This is a genomic window from Clostridium sp. Marseille-P7770, from assembly GCF_902143525.1.
Lineage (GTDB): Bacteria > Bacillota > Clostridia > Lachnospirales > Lachnospiraceae > Pilosibacter.
This window is the reverse complement of the sequence record NZ_CABFVC010000009.1, coordinates 19939-42709: the sequence shown is the minus strand read 5'-3', so window position 1 is coordinate 42709 and position 22771 is coordinate 19939. Positions and strand designations below refer to the sequence as shown.

General features: G+C 50.9%; 15 protein-coding genes and 1 other annotated feature. Of the genes, 2 read left to right on the top strand and 13 right to left on the bottom strand.

The window, feature by feature from the left end:
• Window positions 1-90 precede the first annotated feature (90 nt).
• The 4 genes from rnr to pheS all read right to left on the bottom strand — a co-directional run bounded on the left by rnr (window position 91) and on the right by pheS (window position 6427).
• The gene (gene rnr / locus FN001_RS16545) at window positions 91-2325 is read right to left on the bottom strand and encodes a ribonuclease R (RefSeq protein WP_486463533.1); all 2235 of its coding nucleotides are present in this window, start codon (window positions 2323-2325) and stop codon (window positions 91-93) included.
• A 186-nt stretch (window positions 2326-2511) separates the two neighbouring features.
• Window positions 2512-2745, bottom strand: a complete 234-nt coding sequence (gene secG, locus FN001_RS16540) for a preprotein translocase subunit SecG (RefSeq protein ID WP_118296789.1) — start codon at window positions 2743-2745, stop codon at window positions 2512-2514.
• Window positions 2746-2971: 226 nt separating this feature from the next.
• Window positions 2972-5386 carry a phenylalanine--tRNA ligase subunit beta gene (gene pheT, locus FN001_RS16535; RefSeq protein WP_142412573.1) on the bottom strand — a complete coding sequence of 805 codons (2415 nt, stop codon included), beginning with the start codon at window positions 5384-5386 and terminating at the stop codon, window positions 2972-2974.
• A gap of 18 nt (window positions 5387-5404) precedes the next feature.
• Window positions 5405-6427 carry a phenylalanine--tRNA ligase subunit alpha gene (gene pheS, locus FN001_RS16530; RefSeq protein ID WP_142412572.1) on the bottom strand — a complete coding sequence of 341 codons (1023 nt, stop codon included), beginning with the start codon at window positions 6425-6427 and terminating at the stop codon, window positions 5405-5407.
• 68 nt (window positions 6428-6495) lie between these two features.
• Window positions 6496-6722, bottom strand: a binding site (T-box leader).
• Window positions 6723-7023: 301 nt separating this feature from the next.
• On the opposite strand from pheS, the gene FN001_RS16525 reads away from it, so the two are divergent.
• On the top strand, window positions 7024-7488 hold the full coding sequence (locus FN001_RS16525) for a methylglyoxal synthase (RefSeq protein WP_118531692.1): 465 nt from the start codon (window positions 7024-7026) through the stop codon (window positions 7486-7488).
• A 341-nt stretch (window positions 7489-7829) separates the two neighbouring features.
• Here the strand turns inward: FN001_RS16525 and FN001_RS16520 are convergent, their stop codons facing one another.
• From FN001_RS16520 to FN001_RS16510, 3 genes are all read right to left on the bottom strand, one after another.
• Window positions 7830-8306, bottom strand: coding sequence for a 2-thiouracil desulfurase family protein (locus tag FN001_RS16520; RefSeq protein ID WP_118606469.1), 477 nt, complete (start codon window positions 8304-8306; stop codon window positions 7830-7832).
• Between the two features lie 220 nt (window positions 8307-8526).
• Entirely contained in the window at window positions 8527-10368 is a 1842-nt protein-coding gene (gene typA / locus FN001_RS16515; protein WP_142412571.1) for a translational GTPase TypA, read from the bottom strand.
• Window positions 10369-10797: 429 nt separating this feature from the next.
• On the bottom strand, window positions 10798-11451 hold the full coding sequence (locus FN001_RS16510) for a YigZ family protein (protein WP_142412570.1): 654 nt from the start codon (window positions 11449-11451) through the stop codon (window positions 10798-10800).
• Between the two features lie 358 nt (window positions 11452-11809).
• Here FN001_RS16510 and FN001_RS16505 point away from each other — a divergent pair, with 358 nt between their 5' ends.
• The gene (locus FN001_RS16505) at window positions 11810-14503 is read left to right on the top strand and encodes a transglycosylase domain-containing protein (RefSeq protein WP_142412569.1); all 2694 of its coding nucleotides are present in this window, start codon (window positions 11810-11812) and stop codon (window positions 14501-14503) included.
• A gap of 302 nt (window positions 14504-14805) precedes the next feature.
• Here the strand turns inward: FN001_RS16505 and FN001_RS16500 are convergent, their stop codons facing one another.
• The 6 genes from FN001_RS16500 to larA form a co-directional block, all read right to left on the bottom strand.
• On the bottom strand, window positions 14806-16431 hold the full coding sequence (locus FN001_RS16500; RefSeq protein WP_142412568.1) for an IS1182 family transposase: 1626 nt from the start codon (window positions 16429-16431) through the stop codon (window positions 14806-14808).
• Between the two features lie 172 nt (window positions 16432-16603).
• Window positions 16604-17572, bottom strand: a complete 969-nt coding sequence (locus FN001_RS16495) for an electron transfer flavoprotein subunit alpha/FixB family protein (RefSeq protein WP_142412567.1) — start codon at window positions 17570-17572, stop codon at window positions 16604-16606.
• Between the two features lie 86 nt (window positions 17573-17658).
• Window positions 17659-18435, bottom strand: coding sequence for an electron transfer flavoprotein subunit beta/FixA family protein (locus FN001_RS16490; RefSeq protein WP_142412566.1), 777 nt, complete (start codon window positions 18433-18435; stop codon window positions 17659-17661).
• Between the two features lie 102 nt (window positions 18436-18537).
• Window positions 18538-19674 (bottom strand): acyl-CoA dehydrogenase family protein, encoded by a 1137-nt coding sequence (locus FN001_RS16485; protein WP_118296809.1) that lies wholly within the window; start codon window positions 19672-19674, stop codon window positions 18538-18540.
• Between the two features lie 141 nt (window positions 19675-19815).
• Entirely contained in the window at window positions 19816-21255 is a 1440-nt protein-coding gene (locus FN001_RS16480; RefSeq protein WP_142412565.1) for an FAD-binding oxidoreductase, read from the bottom strand.
• A gap of 57 nt (window positions 21256-21312) precedes the next feature.
• On the bottom strand, window positions 21313-22605 hold the full coding sequence (gene larA, locus FN001_RS16475) for a nickel-dependent lactate racemase (RefSeq protein ID WP_142412564.1): 1293 nt from the start codon (window positions 22603-22605) through the stop codon (window positions 21313-21315).
• Between the last annotated feature and the right edge of the window lie 166 nt (window positions 22606-22771).

Genomic DNA, 22771 nt, shown 5'->3' with positions numbered 1-22771 from the left:
ACTTCGTCCTCTTTTCCGTTCCGGCAGGAGTGTCCCATGCCGGAACCATTTCTATCACAAGGTCTGTCCGCTGCAAAAAACGAAACCGTGCTATCGTTTGTCGAAATTCCGAACCGGAAGGAAATCGATCGTTTTCAGATACCGGTCCACAGAGACGACCTGGATCTTCACGGTCTGGCCAAGCTTGAATTTCTTTCTCGTCCGCTCTCCCACCAGTTCATAGTGTTCCTCATCAAACACATAGTAGTCGCCGTCGAGGTTCGCTAAGCGCACCATGCCTTCCACCGTATTCGGAAGCTCCACATAGAAGCCGTAATTGCTGATCCCGGAGATCACGCCGGTAAATTCTTCTCCGATATGGCGCTCCATGAACTGAACTTTCTTTGCCTTATCGGTCTCCCTCTCCGCCTCGTCTGCGAGACGCTCCCGGGAAGATGTCCAGATCGCAACTTCCGGAAGGATCTTCTCATAATGGGCGATCCTCTTTTTCGTGAGACCGCCGTGGAGATTTTCCTTGATGATCCGGTGGATCTGGAGATCCGGGTATCTTCGGATCGGGGAGGTAAAGTGCGTATAATAGTTTGCTGCGAGACCAAAGTGGCCCATGCATTCCGTCGTGTACTTTGCCTGCTTCATCGAGCGGAGTGCCAGTCTCGCGAGCAGCGCCTCCTCCGGGGATCCCGCTGCCTTTTCGAGCAGTTTCTGCATCTCCTTCGGATGAAGCTCGCCGTTCTGGAGCCGGATCGAATAGCCAAAATTGTTGATCAGAATGCCGAAGCGCTTGATCTTCTCACCGTCCGGTTTCTCATGGCTCCGGTACAGGAACGGGATCTGCTGCCAGTAATAATCCTCTGCGACCGTCTCGTTCGCAGCCAGCATGCAGTCCTCGATCAGCATCGTCGCCGCATTCCGCTCATACGGCCTGATCTCGACCGGGCGTCCCTTTGCGTCCAGGATGATCTTGCACTCCGGGAAATCAAAGTCGACCGCACCGCGCGCCATGCGCTTTTTCCTCAGCACACGGGCCGTCTCGTCGAGAAGCAGGAACATCGGAACGAAATCTGCATATTCTTCGAGGCACTTCTTTGCAAATTCCACTTTTTCCTTCGATTTCTCTTTCTCCGGCGCATCCGTCTGCGGTTCCTCAGTCCCATTCTTTGCCTCCAGGATCGCATTCACCGCCGTGTATGTCATTCTGCGGTCGATCCGGACGACCGACTCACAGATCTTATGTCCCACGATGATCCCTTTTTCATCGATATCCATGAGGCAGCTCATTGCCAGACGGTCGCAGCCCGCATTCAGGGAACAGATCCCGTTGGAGAGCCGGTGCGGCAGCATCGGGATCACACGGTCCACGAGATACACGCTCGTTCCGCGCTTATATGCCTCCGCATCGAGAGGCGTCCCCTCCTTCACATAGTGACTCACATCCGCAATATGGACTCCGAGATGGTAGATCGTCTCCCCGTTGATCGTCTCCTTCGACACACTGACCGCATCGTCGAGGTCTTTCGCGTCCTCGCCGTCGATCGTCACCATCGGGACATCTCTGAGATCCACTCTTCCGTTCTTCCCGATCTCCTCCGCCACATATTCTGCGGAGAGTTCCTCCGGCGCATGGGAAACTTCTTCCATCACGTCCTCCGGGAACTCCTCCGGAAGTCCGTAGGCACGGACGATCGACAGGATATCGACTCCCGGGTCATTGATATGTCCGAGGATCTCCTGCACATGTCCCTCCGGATTCTTATTTCTGGTCGCATATGTGTCCAGTTTCACGACTACCTTGTGTCCGGAGACAGCACCGTTCTCTTTCCCCTGCGGGATAAAGATGTCCATCGTGATCCGTGGATTGTCGGGGATCACAAAGCCAAAGCTTTTATTTTTTTCAAAGGTACCGATCAGCGTCTCGTTGGCATGTTTTAATACCTTTAAAACTCTCGCCTCCGCGCGGCCGCCTCTTCCGTTTTCATCAATAATGACCTGGACCGTATCCCCGTCCATCGCGTCCCCGGTATCATCCGGCGGGACAAAGAGATCGCCGTCGCGTCCCTCGATCGTCACAAATCCAAAGCCTCTGTGATGCGCTGAAAAGATCCCCGTCTGCGCAAACACCTCGGATCTCGCGTACTTTCCCTTCTTCGAGATCCCGACCTTGCCGGAAGCGACCAGTTCATTTAAGACCTCTTCCAGATCTTTTCTCTGCTCCTTCGGAACTCCGAGAAGCATCGCGAGTTCTTTTAATTTCATCGGAACATATGTCGGATCCTTCATCAGGGTCAGCAGCATCTGTTTCCGCTCTTCCATTAACGTTTCTTCCATTCTTCTCCTTGTCATATCAAAAACAGTTTTTTAAAAGTTCCCGGCACAGACTTCACGCCGGGCAACCGCAAATAACCGGATAGATCCTGCGGACAGTTCTCAGACAGTGCAGCTTCCGATCTTCGTGTTAAACAAAAACACTCCTGCACGGGAATGATCGCTGCAGGAGTGTTCGTCATCTTAGAATTAGATTACCTTTAAATTTAATACCAGGGCAAGTACAAAAATCAGGACTGCCGCAATTTTTGTAAATTTCTCAAGGTTGCCTTCCATAGAACGACCTTTATTTTTTCCCCAGTAGCTCTCAGCCACACCGCTGATCGCACCAAGTCCGGAAGTCTTTCCTTCCTGCATTAACACGATCACTGTCATTGCAATACATAAGATAACGAATACAATCGTCAGAATAATTCTAATCACCGACTACACCTCCTGTCCACAATTAAAGTCATCATAACATAAAATAGGATGGCTGTCAATCCTCGTATTTTCCGGCATATAAAGGAGTGTGCCGGGCGCGGCTGCTTGCATCGATCTCACTCGTCTTGCAAGTGCACATCATTCGCTGATCGTGACTTAGGGGTCAAAAAACGGCCATCCGCCGCAGGATTTCTCCCACAGGAATGACCGTTCTGTATTATGTCACTTATCGGATATCCGCACCGAGACGGAACTTCAGGTTTCCGAGGATCTTCTTTACAAAGCGCTCGACGTCCTTCGGATCAAGTGCCTTGTCCTCCGGGATGAAGGAGATCTTGAATGCCATGCTCTTCTTGCCCTTGCCGATCTGGTCGCCGCGGTAGATATCGAAGAGTTCAACATCTCCGACCTGCTTGCATGCCTTCTTGATCTCATCGATCAGGCTGCCGCAGCTTGTCTCCTCGTCAACGACCATCGCGAGGTCACGGGTCACGGTATCGTACTCGGAGATCGGTTTGTAGCGCAGACCTTCCGGCATATGGGCAGAAAGTGCTGCGAAGTCGATCTCACCGAGGTAGATCTGGTTGTTCGCCTTGCTGTCTTTCGGAAGCTTTAACTCACCGGCAACGCTGTTTGCCAGCTTACCGAAGGAACCAACGCGCTCGCCGCCGCAGAGGACATACGCGGAGATTCCCGGATGGAGATACGGAACATCCTCCGCTCTCTCATACTCAAAGCTTACACCGAAGGAAGCTGCAAGCTCTTCCATCGTTCCCTTTACAGTGAAGAAATCTTCCTGCTCGCCGAATGCCGCGAAGCCGACATGCGGGATCTCGTTCGGGAGCTCTGTGAGCGGAAGTGCCTTCGGATAGTATACGTTTGCATACTCGAAGAAACGTCCGGCTGTGTTGCCTTTCTTCACGTTCTCAACGACTGTATTTAACATGGATGGAGCAAGTGTGGTGCGCATGATGGAAAGGTTTGTCGTGATCGGGTTTAACAGGCGGATCACATTGCGCTCCTTCGCGTCCTCAGCGATATGAAGCGCGTCAAGGTCTGCGTCGGAGTAGAATGCCAGCGTGGAAACCTCATAGTAACCCTGGGATACCATCACCTGTTTTAATTTTGTTCTTCTCTTCTGTGCCGGGTTTAATCCGCCGTTTGTGACTGCGGAATTCTTTAAGAAGGTCGGAACAATGTGGTCATAACCGTACTCACGGATGACTTCCTCCGCAAGATCCGGCTCGCCAACCTCGATATCCTCTCTGTAGCGAGGTGCTGTGACAGTCATGACATCGCCGTCGCGCTCAACCTCGAAGCTGAGTCTGCGGAGAATGTCGAGAACATTCTCTGCCGGGACCTCGATGCCGAGGATCTTGTTGATGCCGCTCAATGTTGCGGTAAATTTCTTTCCTTCCTTCGGTGCTCCCGCATCCACATCGAATGCGCTCGCTGTGATCTCGCCGCAGCCGAGTTCCTCGATCAGGTGAAGGGCACGCGCCATACCGATCTCAACGGTGTACTCCGCGATGCCTTTCTCGTAGTGGCTGGATGCGTCTGTGTTCTGTCCGAGACTTCTCGCAGTTTTACGGATGTTGTCGCGCATGAACTTTGCGGATTCAAAGAGAAGCTGTGTCGTATTCTCTGTGATCTCACTGTTCATTCCGCCCATGATACCCGCAAGAGCAACCGGCTTGCTTCCGTCGCAGATCACAAGGTTATTCTCGTTTAACTTGAATTCCTTGCCGTCAAGTGTCTGGATCATCTCATCCTGCTTTGCGCGGCGGACGATGATCTGGGAGCTCTCCAACGTGCTCATATCGAATGCATGCATCGGCTGACCGATCTCGAGCATTACGTAGTTCGTGATATCGACCACGTTGCTGATGCTTCTGAGACCGCAGAGAGCCAGATGACGGCGCATCCATCTCGGGGACTGGCCCGGAGTGATGTTTCTCACGCCATGTCCTAAGTAGCGCGGGCAGAGATCCTGTGCCTCTACTTTAATATCAAGATTTTCATATTTATAATCGCTCTGTTTGTAGTCGAGAGCCGGCATTTTCAGCGGTTTATCAAGGACTGCTGCAACTTCTCTCGCAATACCGAGAACAGACTGGCAGTCTGCACGGTTTGCCGTTACGGAGATATCGAAGATGTAGTCGTCGAGACCAACAACCTTTGCGATATCGGTTCCCGGAACCGTGTCCTTCGGAAGATCCAGGAGACCGTAAACCTCAGCGCCCGGATACAGGTCATCGTTTAAGCCGAGCTCTTCACCGGAGCAGAGCATACCGTTTGACTCGATGCCGCGCATCGGTTTTGCCTTGATCTTGATGCCGCCCGGCAGTGTGGAATTATCAAGAGCCGCCGGTGTGTGCATGCCTGCGTAGACGTTCGGAGCACCTGTGAGGATCTGGATATCATTTCCATACTCGCCGCAGTCTACTTTACACTTGAAGAGATGTGTTCCCTCGATTGGCTCGCATTCCTTTACGACGCCGACAACGACACGGTCGATCTCAGCGGAGAGATCGATCAGTTCCTCTACCTCAAATCCACAGCCAAAGAGCTTGTCTTCCAGCTCCTGGGCAGTGACATCAATGTCAACATATTCTTTCAGCCAACTAAATGGTACTTTCATGATCTTCTCCCTCCCTTATTAGCCTTTGAACTGCTTCAGGAAACGAAGATCATTCTCATAAAGCAGGTTGATGTTGTTAATACCGTATTTTAACATGGCGATACGCTCGATACCGATACCAAAAGCGAGACCGGAATACTCATTCGGGTCGATGCCGCAGTTCTCAAGAACCTTGTGGTGTACGATACCGCCGCCTAATACCTCGATCCAGCCGGTGTGCTTGCAGAGCGGGCAGCCTTTTCCGCCGCACTCGAAGCAGCTGACATCGACCTCAACGCTCGGCTCCGTGAACGGGAAATAGCTCGGGCGGAGACGTGTCTTTACGTTGCTGCCGAAGATCGCCTGGACAAACTTGTCGAGCATACCCTGAAGGTCGCAGAGCGTGATCTTCTTATCGACAACAAGGCCTTCCATCTGGTGGAACATCGGGGAGTGAGTCGCATCACTGTCGGAACGGAATACACGTCCCGGTGCCAGCATCTTGATCGGCGGCTTCTTCGCATCCATCACACGGATCTGTCCCGGGCTTGTATGGGTACGGAGTAAGATATCTTCCGCTACATAGAACGTATCCTGCATATCTCTCGCCGGATGGTTCTTCGCAACGTTTAATCTTGTGAAGTTGTGGTCGTCATCCTCAATCTCCGGGCCGTCGAAGATCTCGAAGCCCATTCCTGCGAAGACATCGATCATCTCATTCTCTGTTACGGTAAGCGGATGGAGACCTCCGGCTGGACGCATCTTTGCAGGCATCGTGATATCGACCTGCTCGCTCTTATTGCGGGCTGCGAGCTCTAACTCATCCATCTTATTCTTCATTTCCTGGTAGCGGGCTTCTACCTGGTTCTTAAATTCATTGATCGTCTTTCCGACGTTCGGGCGCTCCTCCTTCGGAACACTTCCAAGACCCTTCATCAGGTCTGCGATGCTGCCTTTCTTGCCAAGGAAGCTCTGCCAGAACTCACCAAGCTGTTCCTTGGACTGTACACTGCCGAGAGCGGCTTCCATCTGCTCCTTCAGTGCTTTGATCTTCTCTTCCATAGTCCACCTCATTCTTTCGGTATGGTTTTACATTCTATCAGTGCGAGGACAAAAAAAACTCCGTCCCGCCATGGGACGAAGCTGACTCTCCGTGGTACCACCCAGATTCCGCATGCATTCATGCGGCACTCAAACGTCTGTAACGGGACTTCCCGTCCTGCACTACTTGGATTCCTTTCGCACAGGCTGCTCAAGAGTGAATTTACAAAAGTTTCCTTCGGAAGGTCTTTCAGCCGGTGAACCTTCTCTCTGTCATACCGGAACTCTCCTGCACTGTCTCTGTCATTGCGTTTCACACATGGTCGATGGTAGCACATTCCCACTGGTTTGTCAAGTCTCACCGGGGCAGAGGCAAAATCAGCACCAAAGCTGCACGCAACGCAGTTTCCCGCCCAAACCTTCTAACAGACACTGTCCCCGCATAATAAGTGTAAAATTTCAGCGAAATTTTCTCTCACTTTCTTGACACATCCATCCATTTATGGCATCATCAGTCTATAGGCAGGAATAATCTGTTAATATTCCATTCCATGGAATTTATATATGATCTGCCCGCAAAACAAACGAAAAACAACCTCAAGAAAAGGAGGATTCCTATGGATTTTCTGACATTAACCATCGGAAAACAAAAAAACATCGCCCTGATCGCCCATGACAGCAAAAAGCATGAAATGATCGACTGGTGCGAAGCAAACAAAGAAATCTTAAAGGGCCACTTTCTCTGCGGCACAGGAACAACCGCCAGAATGATCACCGAAGCCACCGGTCTCCCGGTCAAAGGCTACAACAGCGGTCCTCTCGGAGGAGACCAGCAGATCGGCGCAAAAATCGTCGAAGGACGCATCGATTTCGTCGTATTCTTCTCCGATCCCCTCACAGCCCAGCCACATGACCCGGACGTAAAAGCCCTCCTCCGCATCGCCCAGGTCTACGATATCCCGATCGCCAACAACCGCGCGACCGCCGACTTCATGATCACCTCCCCACTCATGAACGAAGAATATGATCACCAGATCATCAACTTCCACCAGAACATCAAGGAGCGGGCAAGCAAACTGTAGAACTCAAAATGTAAAACCAATCGATGCAAACTAAATTCTGCAAAACCTAGAAAGGCATGGAAACACGTTCACAACGTTTCCATGCCTTTCGAACCCTCTGCATTTATCATCTCACGCCAACCAACAGCGGTGAGCTTCCGGGCAGGGGCGCATGATCCGGGGAGCTGGTTCCTCTTGGCCCGCTGGTGACTGCGTTGGACAAGCGATAACACTTGTCTGAGCGCAGCGAGTTGTGTTATCGCTTGTCCGCTCTTAGCAGTCTCACGCAGGCCTAGTGGAACCCTCCCCGCATCCCCAGCGCCCCTGCCCGGAAGCTCACCGCGTCCCTCTCGCCAATCACATCATTCCTTCATACCTTTATCCAGAAGATCCACCAGCTCCTCAATCTGGCTCTCCCCATACACCTTCAACCCATACCCGGCCAACACCGCCGCCGTCTTCCCCATTCCCTCACGCAGCTTATGGGAAAAACTCCCATCATAAACCCCATTCGATCCGCAGGACGGACTTCTATCCTTCAGGATCGCGATCTCACACCCATACTTCTTCGCTGTCTGCAATGCCGCATCCGCACCGAGAAGGAACTCTCCCGTCACATCCTCGCCCTCCGTATTGATCACCGCCTCATCCGGCATATGGATCTCGGAAGCCGCACGCGGAGTCGGAAGACCACCCAGCTGCTCCGGGCAGACCGGATGGAACTCGGCCTTTCCCTCCATCTTTTTCATAAACTCAAGCACACCCTGATTCCGATTGTTCGTCCCGTCCCACTTGCAGTTCTCACCGATGAGACAGGCGCTGATAAGAATATGTATCATAATTCTCCCTCTTTCATAGACCAGCTCGCGCAAACCGCAAATCCAGCTCTTTCACGCTCGCTCGATCATCTGCCAATGCAGGTCATCTGTTCGAAAAAAGCAGGACCGCCCCACAAATCAACCTGCGGAAGCGATCCTGCTTTCTCTTTCTATTTTCAGAGATCACGCTGCGTCTTCGCAATCCCCTCTTCACTTGTATCTCAATTCGCTCCCGGTCAGATTACATCTGGCTCTTCTTGCTGATCATTGCTCTCTTTCTGAGAGTCGGATCGAGGATCTTCTTTCTGATACGAAGACTCGTCGGTGTGATCTCAAGAAGCTCGTCGGTATCGATGAAGTCTAAGCACTGCTCCAGGCTCATGATCTTCGGCGGAACAAGCTTTAATGCCTCGTCGGCGCTGGAGGAACGTGTATTTGTCAGCTTCTTTGTCTTGCAGACGTTGATCTCGATATCCTCTGCCTTCGGGCTCTGTCCGACGATCATACCGGAGTAAACCTTTACACCAGGTCCGATGAACAGCGTACCTCTCTCCTGAGCGTTGAACAGACCGTAAGTGATGGACTCGCCGGCCTCGAATGCGATCAGGGAACCCGTCTTTCTGTAGCTTAACTCACCCTTGAACGGAGCATATCCGTCAAAGCTTGTATTTAAGATACCGTTACCCTTTGTATCCGTCATGAACTCACCGCGGTAACCGATGAGACCTCTGGACGGGATGGAGAACTCAAGTCTTGTGTAGCCGCCGTTTGTCGGGCTCATTCCCTGAAGTTCGCCCTTTCTGCTCGTGAGCTTCTGGATGACAGCTCCGGTAAACTCATCCGGAACATCCACATAAGCAAGCTCCATCGGCTCTAACTTTCTGTTTCTCTCATCGTATTTGTAGATAACCTCTGCCTTGCTGACAGCGAACTCAAAGCCCTCACGGCGCATGTTCTCGATCAGAACGGACAGATGGAGCTCACCACGTCCGGAAACCTTGAAGCAGTCTGCGGACTCTGTCTCCTCGACACGAAGGCTGACGTCTGTGTTTAACTCACGGAACAGACGGTCGCGGAGGTGACGGGAAGTGATGAACTTACCTTCCTGACCTGCGAGCGGGCTGTCGTTTACCATGAAGTTCATGGAGATCGTCGGCTCGGAGATCTTCTGGAACGGGATCGCCTCCGGCTTCTCCGGGGAGCAGAGGGTATCACCGATGTGGATATCCGGGATACCGGAGATCGCAACGATCTCACCGATCGTCGCATTCTGTACTTCCACTCTCTTTAAGCCGTCGAATACATAGAGCTTACCGATCTTAACCTTCTTCATCTTGTCCGGATCATGATGGTTTACGATCACGCAGTCCTGATTTAACTTTAAGGAACCGCTGTCGATCTTACCGATACCGATACGGCCAACGAACTCGTTGTAGTCGATCGTGCTGATCAGGACCTGTGTCTCAGCATCCGGATCACCTTCCGGCTCCGGGATATAGTCGATGATGGTCTCGAATAACGGACTCATGTCCACTTCCGGATCATCTAATTCTTTCTTTGCAAAACCTGCACGGGCGGACGCATATACGAACGGGCAGTCGAGCTGCTCATCGGATGCATCGAGGTCCATGAATAACTCCAGTGTCTCATCGATGACTGCCTCCGGTCTTGCCTCCGGGCGGTCGATCTTGTTGATGCAGACGATAACTCTTAAGTCAAGGTCAAGTGCCTTCTGGAGAACGAACTTTGTCTGCGGCATCGGTCCCTCGAATGCATCGACAACGAGAACAACACCGTCTACCATCTTAAGGACACGCTCAACCTCACCGCCGAAGTCCGCATGGCCTGGGGTGTCGATGATGTTGATCTTTACTCCTTTGTAGAATACAGCCGTATTCTTGGAAAGGATGGTGATTCCTCTCTCTCTCTCGATGTCATTGGAGTCCATGACACGCTCTTCTACTTCCTGGTTTGCGCGGAATACGCCGCTCTGCTTTAATAACTGGTCTACCAGGGTCGTTTTACCGTGGTCAACGTGGGCGATGATCGCAATGTTTCTGATATCTTCGCGTTTGATCTTCATAATCAATCCTCTTTCTTCATCTATAACTGTCCGCACACCGATCATTTTCCGACCCGTTTTGCACAGTCATCTTATCTTGTATCTGTTACATTTCCTGATTTTTGCGTTACCGACTCAAAATTATAGCATTCATGAAATCAAAATGCAATATAAAATCATCCAAAATTCGGGGTGAATTCGCCATTCTTTGTGTTTATTTCTGAGCAATTTGCGGTTAGACATCTCTTACTCTCTGGAGAGTGCCTCTGTTTCCGCCTGAGAAAACAGGCTGCTAAAAAGCCGAAGTCTGCCTATGTTCAGACTGTGTGCCTCCTACGGCATGCGAGCGCGAAAGTCTACACCGTACAGATTGCCACCCTCTATCTTCTCTTCTGCCATTCCGTGGGAAATCAGCCCTCAGCCTCTTATGTTCTGGTGCTGATGGCTGGTCTAGAAAAGGATCACTTCCTTATTAAGTGTGCCGTACCACACCTCGTCGCCCTTCTCGATCTTCGCGCTGCCGCTTGTTCCTTCCGTGATCTTCTTTTCCAGACTGTCGTAAGCCGCAACCGGGACGAGAACGGAGAATTCCACTTTATCCGTGTACACGCTGTCAAGCACCGTCATGTTTTCCTGCCCGAGAATATACTGAATCTTTCCGACTCCCGTGTAATCGGTCACGATCTTCATCTCAAAGGCGCGCTTCTTCTCCACGATCTCGGAGGCCGCAAGTCCTTCCTTCACCGCACCCGAATAAGCCCGTACAAGTCCTCCGGTCCCGAGCAGTGTTCCGCCGAAATACCTGGTCACCACAACGCAGACATTGTGGACATCCTCGCCGAGGAGCACATCGAGCATCGGGCGTCCCGCCGTCTGGGCAGGCTCCCCGTCATCGCTGCACCTGGTCAGTTCGTGGTTCATCCCGATTGTAAACGCCTGGCAGTTGTGGCGGGCATCCCAGTATTTCTTCTTCATCTCCGCGATAAATGCCGTCGCCTCCTCCTCGGACTCCACCGACTTTAAGTTCGCGATAAAGCGGGATTTCTTCACCTCAGTCTCCGCCGTTCCGCCTTTATACAAAATTTTTACGCTGTCAGCAGCCATATCTTATCTCCTTTTTCAAAAGTCCGCTCAGCCATTCCCTGCTTCCTGTTTTCATTTGCATATGACAGAAAATTTCCGCCGAAATGTACAAATGCAACCAATCCAACGGTGTATTTTTCTATGTTCCCTGTATATAGCTGAATGTCGTTTCTGAATTCCACATCATGGAAAGTCGCCCATGATATTTATCTTTTTGTCATATTTTTGACGAATCCGACCACAAAATGTAATTTTTCCTTCATATTTCCCCACTTTGCGGTCAAAAATATCATAATACAAACCAAACTTTTCCACAATAACTATTTATAAATGAAAGAAACTTTGCTATAATTAGGGAATGACAAAGGAGGCATCCTGAATGAATTATGGAAAAAACGAGGTGGAAAAGACACTCCGCAAAACAAATTCCAGGGCTCAGAAGATTACCTCACATCTGGTACTTCTTCTCACAAAGATCATCCTGATCCTTGTCCTGTTTGCGGCGGTGCTTGGAATCAGCTTCGGCTACGGAATCTTCAAGGGCGTGATCGACGCGGCCCCGGAGATTGATGTGGCGAGCATCGAACCAAGCGGTTATGCCACCATGGTCTATGACAGTAAGGGAAACCTCACGGAAACGCTCGTAAAATCCGGAGCGAACCGTCTTGAGGCATCCTACGAGGAACTTCCCCAGTGCCTGATCGACGCCTTCGTTGCGATCGAGGATTCCAGGTTCTGGTCCCACAAGGGCGTTGACGTCCGTTCGATGGTCCGTGCGGCCGTCGGGATCATCACCGGCGACTCCAGTGCCGGCGGCGGAAGTACCCTGACCCAGCAGCTCATCAAAAACAATATCTTTGAAGGCGGAAATGAGGACACCTTCGGAGAAAAGCTTGAGCGAAAGATCCAGGAGCAGTATCTGGCGATTCAGTTAGAGAAGATCATGGATAAAAAGATCATCCTCAAAAACTATTTAAACACGATCAACCTTGGAAACAACACCCTGGGCGTAAAGGCGGCGGCTCTCCGCTACTTTGATAAGGACGTCTCGGAGCTCACGCTCTCAGAGGCAACGGTCATCGCCGGTATCACCCAGAACCCGTCGAGATTCAACCCGCTCTCCGAAAACGGAAGAAAGCGCAACGAGGAAAAACGCCGCGTTATTCTCCAGTACATGTACGAGCAGGGGAAGATCACGAAGGAAGAACAGGAAGAGGCTCTCGCCGATGACGTTTACTCCCGCATCAAAAACGTGGATATCGTCACAAAGGAGACCCAGACTCCGTACTCTTACTTTACCGACGAGCTGATTGACCAGGTGTTAAAAGCATTGCAGGACAAAAAAGGCTACACGGAGACACAGGCCTACAATCTCCTCTTCTCCGGCGGTCTTGAGATCCACACCACCCAGGATCCTGATATCCAGTCCGTTGTGGACACGGAGATCAGCAATCCTGAAAACTATGACGTGGTCTACTACTCTATCGACTATCGGCTGTCGATCCAGCACGCAGACCAGACAACAACGAACTATTCCGATGAGACTTTAAAGACATATTTCCGCAAGGATCTCGGAGAATCTAACTTTGACGGCCTGTTCACCTCGAAAGAAAAGGCGGATGAGGCGATCGAGAAATACCGGACGGCGATGACAAAGGACGGCGATACGATCCTCGGTGAATCCGTACACTACGTGCTCCAGCCGCAGGCGTCCTTCGTCCTTATTGACCAGTCCAACGGCTATGTAAAAGCCCTGAGCGGCGGCCGCGGGCAGAAAGAAGTCAGCCGTTCCTTAAACCGTGCGACAAACACGCTCCGCCAGCCTGGATCTACCTTCAAGGTCATCACATCCTTCGCTCCGGCGATCGATACATGCGGAGCTACCCTCGGAAGTGTCTATTATGATGCCCCGTACACGATGGGAACAAAGACATTCCGGAACTGGTACAGCAGCAAAGGCTATATGGGCTACAGTACGATCCGTGACGGTATCGTCTACTCCATGAATATCGTTGCCGTGCGCTGTATGATCGAGACTGTGACACCTCAGCTCGGCGTGGAATACGCGAGAAACCTCGGGATCACCTCCCTGACGGACAGCGATTACAACGCCTCTACCGCTCTCGGCGGTATTACAAAAGGTGTTTCCAACCTGGAGCTGACGGACGCGTTCGCTGCGATCGCAAACGGCGGTATCTACACGAAGCCGGTCTTCTTCACCCAGATCCTGGACCACAACGGAAAAGTTCTTCTGGAGAATGAGCCGGAGACAAAACGTGTTCTCAAGGATTCCACCGCATTCCTTCTCACGGATGCGATGGCACAGTCGATGGAGAGCAGCCGCATGTTCGCCTCCTCCGGAGTCAGCTTAAACTCCACCAGTGCGGTGGCTAATATCCCGGGGATGTCCAATGCCGGTAAATCCGGTACGACAACGAGCAACAACGATATCTGGTTCGTCGGATTTACCCCGTATTACACGGCGGGAATCTGGTCCGGATGTGATGATAACCAGAAGATCTCCGCGATCGGAAGCAGCACTTCCTACCACAAGAAGATCTGGAAAAAGATCATGACAACGATCCACGAAGGACTTGCAGATACCGGTTTCCCGGTTCCGTCTTCCGTCACGACCGCCCAGATCTGCCGGAAATCCGGAAAACTCGCGATCCCAGGCGTCTGCGATCATGACCCGAGAGGAAGCGCCGTCTACACGGAATATTTCGCAAAGGGGACAGTTCCCACCGAGGTCTGCGATCATCACGTCCAGCTGACCGTCTGCAGTGAATCCGGCGGTCTTGCGACCGAATACTGTCCGGAAAAGACTACGAGAACCTTCATGGTGATCCCGGAAGGTGAGTCCGGCGGAACGGATGATTCAAAGTACCGCTCACCTGGAACCTGCACGATCCACGGATCGTCTTCCGTTGTAGTCCCGAGCGATGAGACGTCTGATGAAAACAGTTCCTCTCAGGCTGAGACCACGCAGGAAACGGTTCCCGAGACCACAAAGGCAGCGCCGAAATCGCCGCTTGACCAGGTATATATCCCGAGAGGTCCCGGATACGAATAAAATCCATAGGAAATACGCCATACAGAAATTCCTGCATGGCGTATTTTTATGAGCATATACCCGGTTTCCCTGTATACAAAAAAAGAGTCTGGGACGTTGCATGAAAGTAAGCTCTTTTCCATTAAGAAAAAGGGGCTGTCGCATTAGCAAATATTTTTTGCTGGGCGGCAGCCCTGCTTTATGCCCAAATGGCATCGAAATCGGTCACGTTTTCGATGCCATTCTTTATAAACGCAGTTCATTCCCAGGCATCCCTTTCGGCATGCCTTATTTCAGGCTGTTTTATTTTCAACTATCAAAATCTATGCCCTTTTTAAGGGAAAAAGATAACTTCCCGTTCTTCCGGTCTGAATCTTGCAATGAAGCTTATTGATATTTCGTCCCATCGCCAGAAGGATGCTCTCTGCCAGTGCATTTGCCTTTCCACGATACAGATATCTTCGAAAATTCATGTCCTCTTTTACGTCAGCAAAAGAACCTTCTGCCTGAATACTGCGATTCATACGGAGCATCGTTCCATACTCACTTGTGATCCGTTCCAGATCTTCTGCGCGTTTCTGGCTCATTGTTTTTGAAACCATCAGCACTTTATTGCGCTTTTCCATAGGTGTTTTGCAGTTGTTTCCCTTGATACATTCCGTTTTATAAGGACAACCAGTGCAGTCTGGGCTTCTGTAATAAGTTTTTACACTGACATATCCGCTAGTTGTTTTGCTTCTGCGTTCATTTGTGACAGTTAGTTCCCTTCCGTTGAGGCAGATGTAGCTGTCCCTGTCTGCATGGTACTCCATGTTTTCCCTTCTACTGATGTCTTTTTTGTATTTTCGGGTCTTCGAAATCTCATAGTTCTGCGGCTTTATATAGGCGGTCTGTCCGTTTTCCTCAATGAAAAGATAGTTTTCTTCACTTTCGTACCCGGCATCTGCAACGACTTCTGAATACTTAAATCCCAGGTGATTCTCCATGTCTTTCAAAAACGGGATCAGGGTACGTGTATCGGTAGGGTGCGGGCTGATATCGATCCATGTGATGTATTCGGAATCCACTCCATGCTGAATGTTATAAGCAGGCTTTAACTGTCCATTCAGCATCGCGTCCTCTTTCATTCTCATGAAGGTTGCGTCAGGGTCTGTTTTGGAATAGCTGTTTCTATCCCCAAGCGTATACAGCTTTTTTGTATATTCCTTTAGTTTCTCCAGATATTGATCCAGCTGTTCCAGAGATTTCTGTAATTGTGTTTTTCTACGCCCGATTCCATGTACAAACACAATTCCTTCCTGCACTTTTATGCGGCACAACTGCTTCTTTAACCGTTTTAATGTGTGGATGGATATCCGGTCATGGTATACTGTCCTGATTTCATAGAGTTCTTCGCATTCAGCCACAAAAGAAGTTAGTTTTGTGTATAACCGGGCCTGATTTTTCGTAATAGCACGTTTCCATACGAATGTATATTTATTGGCTGCAGACTCGATCTTGTTGCCACCAATAACAATGGTTTTTCCTTCGATCTCACCAAGAAGATAGAGCAGATCTGACATTTGGGCAAGCAGTACCTTTGCACAAGCCGAAAAATGCAGGGAGATAAAACGCGCGATCGTTGCATGGTCAGGAGCCGGCATTCCTTCCAGGAGGTACATAAAGTTGATATCCCGTTTGCATGCCTTTTGGATATCCCTGCTTGAGTAGATTCGATTCATTGCTGCATAGATGACGAGTTTCAGCATCTGACGCGGCGTTGCCTGATTTTTTCTGATCCTGCTGTAAGTTTTATACAGTTCAGAAAGGTCCATTTCCTCCACAAAGGCACTTACCAGACGAACCGGATCATCAGATGGAATAGAAATCTCTAAATCCAGCGGAAGTTTGATTTGATAATACAGAGAAAAAGAGGTATAATCTCTCTGTATTATTTTGTTTAGTCGCATAAACTGATTATACCACGAACGCCGGGCTTTTCGAAGCTCGGCGTTTTGTGTTGGGAATATGAAATGAGCTGCCGCACGTTAGTGCGACAGCCCCTTTTTCTTAATTTACGCGAAGCGTGTTTTCATTTACATCATGGCATTTTCTGTAAATTCTGACTGTGATCCGCTCGCTTTATTCTGCTTTTCTCTTCTTCATCTCTTCGATCATCACCGGCAGAACCTTTGTGACATCTCCGACAATTCCGACATCGGCCACATCAAAGATGGATGCGTCCTCATCTTTATTGATCGCTACGATATATCCGGAACCGATCATACCGGATACATGCTGGGTCGCACCGGAGATTCCGCATGCGATGTAGAGCTTCGGAGCGACGATCTTACCGGACTGTCCGACCTGGTGGGCTCTGGATACCCAGCCCTCCTCGATCGCCGGTCTTGTGGCGCCTACAACGCCTCCAAGTACCTCTGCAAGCTGTTCCACAAGAGCAAAATTCTCCTTGCTTCCCATTCCTCTTCCGCCGGATACGATGACCTGGGCTTCCTCGAGGTTGACGCTCTCAGCGATCTCCTTTACAGTCTCAACGACCTTTGTGCGGACATCCTTTGCTGTCACATCCTCATCTGCAACCTCTCCGCTCCTGCTCTCATCCAGATTCTTTGCGAAAGATCCGGAACGGACAGTCGCGATATGCGGAAGGTTCTCTCCCATCTTCATGTCGTTTAATACATTTCCGTTGTAGGAAAGTGTTGTGTAAACACCATCTGCAGTGATCCCTGTCACATCCGTCGCACAGCCGGACTCAAACGCTGCCGCAACCGCCGGAGCGATCATCTTTCCTTCCGGTGTTCCTGCCATGTAGAGAGCCTTCGGCTGATATTTTTCCACAAGCTTTGTAAGGATCTCTGCTTTCTCTGCTGCCTGAAGCTCATTGCTTCCTGCTGTGAGGACTTTTGCTGCTCCTGCTGCGATCACAGGCTTTGTATCGGTATCTTTCCCGAATACGACTGCGAGGACTTCCTCTCCTGCTGCTTTCGCAAGCTCTGCTGCCTTGCTGACTGTCTCGAGTGCGGCTCCGATCACAGCGCCGTCTGCGCTCTGGACGCAGACCATGATATTCTTTCCATCTGTATATTTCATTTTTTCATTTCCTTCCACGACTAGATTGCTGCAGTTCATGAACATTTCTGCCATGAACTGCATTCAGACCGGCAAATCAGGCAGTCTTAGAGCGCCTTTGCCTCATCCATCATGGCAAGTGCCTGGCGCACTGCCTCCTCCGGATCTTCCACCTTGATCTTTGTTCCTGCAGCTCTCTTTGCCGGCTCATAGACCTTGAGGACCGTTACCTGAGCCTCTGCCTTTTCTGCCGATGCGAGCTCCTCGATCGGTTTCTTTCTCGCTGCCATCTTGCTCTTGATCGTCGGATAGCGCGGGTCATACTCCGGCTTATTGACGGTCACAACGCACGGAAGGACGGACTCGATCATGCGGTAACCTTCCTCAGTCTCCTGTTTTGCTGTCACTTTGCCCTCGCCGGCTGTGATATCAACGATGTCAGCAGTTACCGGAACGTCAAGCTCCTTTGCGAGGATCGTTCCAACCTGTCCGGATGCAAAGTCTGTAGTCTCCTTGCCGCAGAATACGATGTCAAATTTCTTTCCTGTCTTCTCCTCGATCTCTGCTTTTGCGGCCTGGAGTTCTTTTGCGATGACCTCCGGATCCGCATTCTGATATGCGTCATCTGCTGCCAGATATGCATAGTCAGCGCCGACTGCCAGACAGTTCTTTAAAGAGTTCTTAACGCTCTCATCACCGATAGAAAGAACTGTGACCTCTCCTCCTGCTGCCTCTTTTAAGCGGACTGCCATCTCCAGTGCATATGTATCAAATGCGTTTACGACCGGTGTCACACCGTCGAGCGCCGGTGCGCCTGTCTTCGGATCCAGAGCGATCTCTACGGAATCGTCCGGAACCTGTTTTACACAAACTAAAATTTCCATGTTATCCTCCAAACTTATTCGCAGCTGTTCAGTCCCCTCACAGGTATTACGGTCAGCGCAGCAAGTGCGCAGACCTGCTGAACAGTTCCCTTATTTCATTATTTATTTCCCGATCACATTATTTGCAACAACGATCCTCTGTACCTCGTTGGTGCCCTCAAAGATCTGGAAGATCTTCGCATCTCTTAAGAGCTTCTCGACCGGGTATTCTCTGCTGTAACCGTAACCGCCGAACATCTGGATCGCCTCGGAAGCAACTTCCATCGCAATGTCGGATGCGTAGCATTTCGCGATCGCGGATTCCTTGCTGTACGGAAGTCCCATATCCATCTTTGTCAGGGCATGTGCGACCATCTGACGGGCAGTCTCGGTCTTGATCTCCATATCAGCTACCTTAAACTGTAATGCCTGGTTCTTGATGATCGGTTTGCCGAACTGGATCCTCTCTTTGCCGTATGCAACAGCCTCATTGATGCCTCTCTGTGCAATACCGGTCGCCACGCAGCCCATCCATGCACGCGCCTGGTCGAGCGTCTTCATTGCGATGCCAAAGCCCTTTCCTTCCTCACCGATGAGGTTCGCTGCCGGGATCCTGCAGTCTTCCAGAACAACATCGCAGGTGTTGGAGGTACGGATTCCCATCTTGTTCTCCTCATGGCCGGTGGAGAGACCCGGAGTCCCTGCATCGATCAGGAACATGGAGATTCCCTTTACGCCTTTGGACTTATCTGTCATCGCTGTTACACAGTAGAAGGAAGCGACACCGCCGTTTGTGATGAAGCACTTTCTTCCGTTTAATACATACTCATCGCCGTCTTTGACTGCGGTCGTCTTGCCTGCACTGGCATCGGAACCTGCACCCGGCTCTGTTAAGCAGAATGCACCGAAACCGCCGTCGAGAACGAGGTCGCAGACATGCTGTTTCTGCTCTTCATTTCCTGCAATCAGGACCGGCTTCATTCCAAGGCCGCTCGCGGAGATCGTGGTCGCAAATCCGGCATCTGCGATCGCCATCTGCTCAATCAGTGCTGCTACATCCACACGGGAAAGTCCCGGTCCGCCGTACTCTTCCGGAACCTCGAGAGCCTGATATCCCTGCTCGATCGCTTTCTCATAAATTGCCTTCGGCCATTCGCCGGAAACATCGTATTCTTTGCACTGTTCAACAACTTCTTTGTCACAGAAATTTTTTACATCCTGCAGGAGATCCTGCGCTTCTTCAGAAATTAAATATGCCATAATCGATTTCCTTTCGTGTCTCTTTTTGTTTGACCGGCGCGGGGGAGCGCACCGGCCGGCTGTTATTTGACAAATATGGTGTACGGCGGCTGCCAAATGGGGAGGAAAGCGGCTGCCGCCGGGGGAATCATAAACGGATCGTTATGCCTCTTCCTTCGGGTCATAACAGATCTTGCCCGGATTTAAGATCATCTTCGGGTCGAAGGTCTCCTTGATACCGCGCATCAGGCGCATGTTGACCGGACCGGCAAACTCTGCGAGATAGCCTTTCTTTCCGAAGCCGATCCCGTGCTCACCGGAGATCAGGCCGCCGAGTTCTGCTGCCTTCTTGTAGATGTCTGCCATAAACTCGGAAACTTCTTTCTTGAAGGTCTCCTCATCCAGATCGTTCGCGCAGGTGTAGATATGTAAGTTGCCGTCTCCTGCATGTCCGAAGCTCTTGACTGCGAAATCATATTTCTCGGAAACACCTTTGACATATGTCAGATATTTTGCGATCTGGTTGACCGGAACAACAACGTCGCACTCGTCGAGGAGTTTTGTCTCTGCCTCGATTGCCTCGAGGAAGGAGCTTCTCGCTGCCCATGCATCTTTCTTCTTTGCAGGTGTGTCCGCAACGAGAACATCGACTGCTCCCGCGTCAAGAACAACTTCAGCAACCTGCTCGGTGAGCTCTTCCAGCTGGTCCATGCTGTCGCCATCGAATGTCACAAGGAGGTAAGCACCGATGTCAACACCTTCGACCTGCTTCGGGAATACGCTCTTTCCGAGATAACGCTCGGAAGCGAGGACGATCTCTTTCTCCATGAACTCCACTGCCTGCGGCTGGAAATGATTCATGAAGAACTTCGGAACGGTCGCGATACAGTCTTCCAGGTTCTCATACGGGATGATCAGGCTGATCGTCTCCTTCGGAGCCGGGATGAGTTTTAAGGTGAGCTCGGTGATGATGCCGAGTGTTCCCTCAGAACCGATCATCAGGTTCAGCAGGCTGTAGCCGGTACTTGTCTTGGAGACCGTCGCGCCCATTTTTACGATCTCACCTGTCGGAAGGACAACCGTCATCGCGCGCACGTAATCTCTTGTGCATCCATATTTTACTGCGCGCATGCCGCCTGCATTTGTGGAAACATTGCCGCCGAGTGTTGCGAATTTTTCACCCGGATCCGGCGGATATAAGAGTCCCTGTTTCTGTGCGTCTTCCGCGAGGTCGTTTAACAGAACGCCCGGCTCTACGCGGACAACAAAGTTTTCAAGGTCATATCCGAGGATTTTGTTCATCTTGGTCATGTCGATCATGACGCCGCCATCAATGGCAACCGCCGCTCCGGTAAGACCGGTTCCTGCTCCTCTCGGGATCACCGGGATGGAGTTCTCATAACAGACTTTCACGATCGCTGCAATGTCCTCTGTGGTTGTCGCCTCGATCACAACCTCCGGGATTCCCTTTCCGTAGATCGGCATCTCATCATGAAAATAGTCGCTGTTGATCTCCTCGCCTGCGTATACTTTTCCCGGAACGATCGCTTTGAACTGTTCCAGGATCTCAGGCGTCACCTGATTGTACTTCTTTGCTTCCATGTTTGTTTCTCCTCTTCTCATATCCTAAATTTTCAGTCATTCCGTATTGCTGTCTTTCTATTTTTTCGTGTTTCTCACGATCACGGATACCCCGTCCGGGATCACGGTGATCCCCGCATCCGTTTTGCCAAGGTACGCATCCGCCATCCGGATCGCTTCCTCCACACTTTCCGCGTAATCCATCTGCATATCCCGCACCATGGATTCCGGTGCACCGGTCACCATGATCACCTTGTGTTTTAAAAGGATCCTGCACAGGATCTGTGCTTCCCACTGATCCGGAATCGTCTTCTCCATCGGTGTGTCGAGAAACTGCTTCATAATCTCATTTTTGTCTCTTCCGCCTGCAAAGGTGTCATAGAGAGACTGACCGCCGTGACCCTGTCCGCACTCTGCGACCATGATGATCACTCCGCCCGGATTGCAGGTGGCCTCCGCAGCCGTCATTCCCTTTACCGACTGGTAAATGTTCTGGTCGAGCGGGTAACCTCCGTTTGTGGAGATCACGATGTCTGCCGGGATCGCGTCAACTCCGGAAAGTTTATCGACGAAGCGGCATCCTTCTCTGTGTGCCTGATCGAAGTCCCCGGCATACGCCCGGATGACTTTCTTGTTCTCATCGAGGACCACATTGACGATGAAGGCAAGCTTCAGGGTCTTTGCCGCAAACACCATATCTTTGTGGATCGGATTTCCATCAAGGATTCCCGTTCTTGCATTCGGACTGTCGATAAATTTGGAGCAGTGGTTTGCCATGACCGTCTCCGCACTGGAAACTCCCGGAAGAATGCTCTTTCGCCCTCCGGAAAATCCGGCAAAGAAATGTGGTTCGATAAAGCCCTCCGAGATCAGAAGATCCGCCTCCGCAGCGATCCGGTTGACCTTTAAGATCCCGCCGGACGGGAGAACTCCCATCTCCTTCATCTCCTCTTTGTTGTGGCTTTTATGTACCACAAAGCGGATATCGTCGCGGTCCAGGTATTCCTCACCGAACTTATCTGCCAGCTCCTCTCTCGTGGTCTCCCTGTGGAAACCTGTCGCGATCAGAACTGTTAATTTCGCATTCGGATTGCCTTCCTTGATCTCCTTTAACATTTCCGGAAAAATCACTTTGCTCGGGACCGGTCTCGTGTGGTCACTTGCGATCAGGACGATGTTGTCTTTTCCCTTCGCAAGTTCTCTCAGACGAGGTGATCCGATCGGGTGCTCCATCGCATCCCTCACGATCTCGCGCTCCGGTTTCTCTGCATGGTATCCATGCGCTCCGGAAACCAGGGTCCCCCGCAGCCGCTCGTCCGGAATACAGACCGTCTTGTTCTCTCTTCCGTACGGAAGTGTGATGTTTGCCATATTCCCCTCCAGTCTGACATGAAATGTCGTTTCCTGTCTTTCCTGTCCTTTTCCTGCTATCTTTTTGATCGTATTGATCAATGTTTTATTGGTAGTACCAATTATATTGTTTTTAAAACACTGTGAACATTTGTTTTTACTATGCGCACACTGTTGTTTCTTCGCT

Coding starts and splice junctions, on each gene's coding strand:
- typA (WP_142412571.1), bottom strand. CDS start 10,368: ATGAAGATCAAACGCGAAGATATCAGAAACATTGCGATCATCGCCCAC.
- FN001_RS16485 (WP_118296809.1), bottom strand. CDS start 19,674: ATGGCATATTTAATTTCTGAAGAAGCGCAGGATCTCCTGCAGGATGTA.
- FN001_RS16510 (WP_142412570.1), bottom strand. CDS start 11,451: ATGGCTGCTGACAGCGTAAAAATTTTGTATAAAGGCGGAACGGCGGAG.
- FN001_RS16490 (WP_142412566.1), bottom strand. CDS start 18,435: ATGGAAATTTTAGTTTGTGTAAAACAGGTTCCGGACGATTCCGTAGAG.
- FN001_RS16480 (WP_142412565.1), bottom strand. CDS start 21,255: ATGGAAGCAAAGAAGTACAATCAGGTGACGCCTGAGATCCTGGAACAG.
- larA (WP_142412564.1), bottom strand. CDS start 22,605: ATGGCAAACATCACACTTCCGTACGGAAGAGAGAACAAGACGGTCTGT.
- FN001_RS16495 (WP_142412567.1), bottom strand. CDS start 17,572: ATGAAATATACAGATGGAAAGAATATCATGGTCTGCGTCCAGAGCGCA.
- FN001_RS16525 (WP_118531692.1), top strand. CDS start 7,024: ATGGATTTTCTGACATTAACCATCGGAAAACAAAAAAACATCGCCCTG.
- pheT (WP_142412573.1), bottom strand. CDS start 5,386: ATGAAAGTACCATTTAGTTGGCTGAAAGAATATGTTGACATTGATGTC.
- FN001_RS16500 (WP_142412568.1), bottom strand. CDS start 16,431: ATGCGACTAAACAAAATAATACAGAGAGATTATACCTCTTTTTCTCTG.
- pheS (WP_142412572.1), bottom strand. CDS start 6,427: ATGGAAGAGAAGATCAAAGCACTGAAGGAGCAGATGGAAGCCGCTCTC.
- rnr (WP_486463533.1), bottom strand. CDS start 2,325: ATGGAAGAAACGTTAATGGAAGAGCGGAAACAGATGCTGCTGACCCTG.
- FN001_RS16520 (WP_118606469.1), bottom strand. CDS start 8,306: ATGATACATATTCTTATCAGCGCCTGTCTCATCGGTGAGAACTGCAAG.
- FN001_RS16505 (WP_142412569.1), top strand. CDS start 11,810: ATGAATTATGGAAAAAACGAGGTGGAAAAGACACTCCGCAAAACAAAT.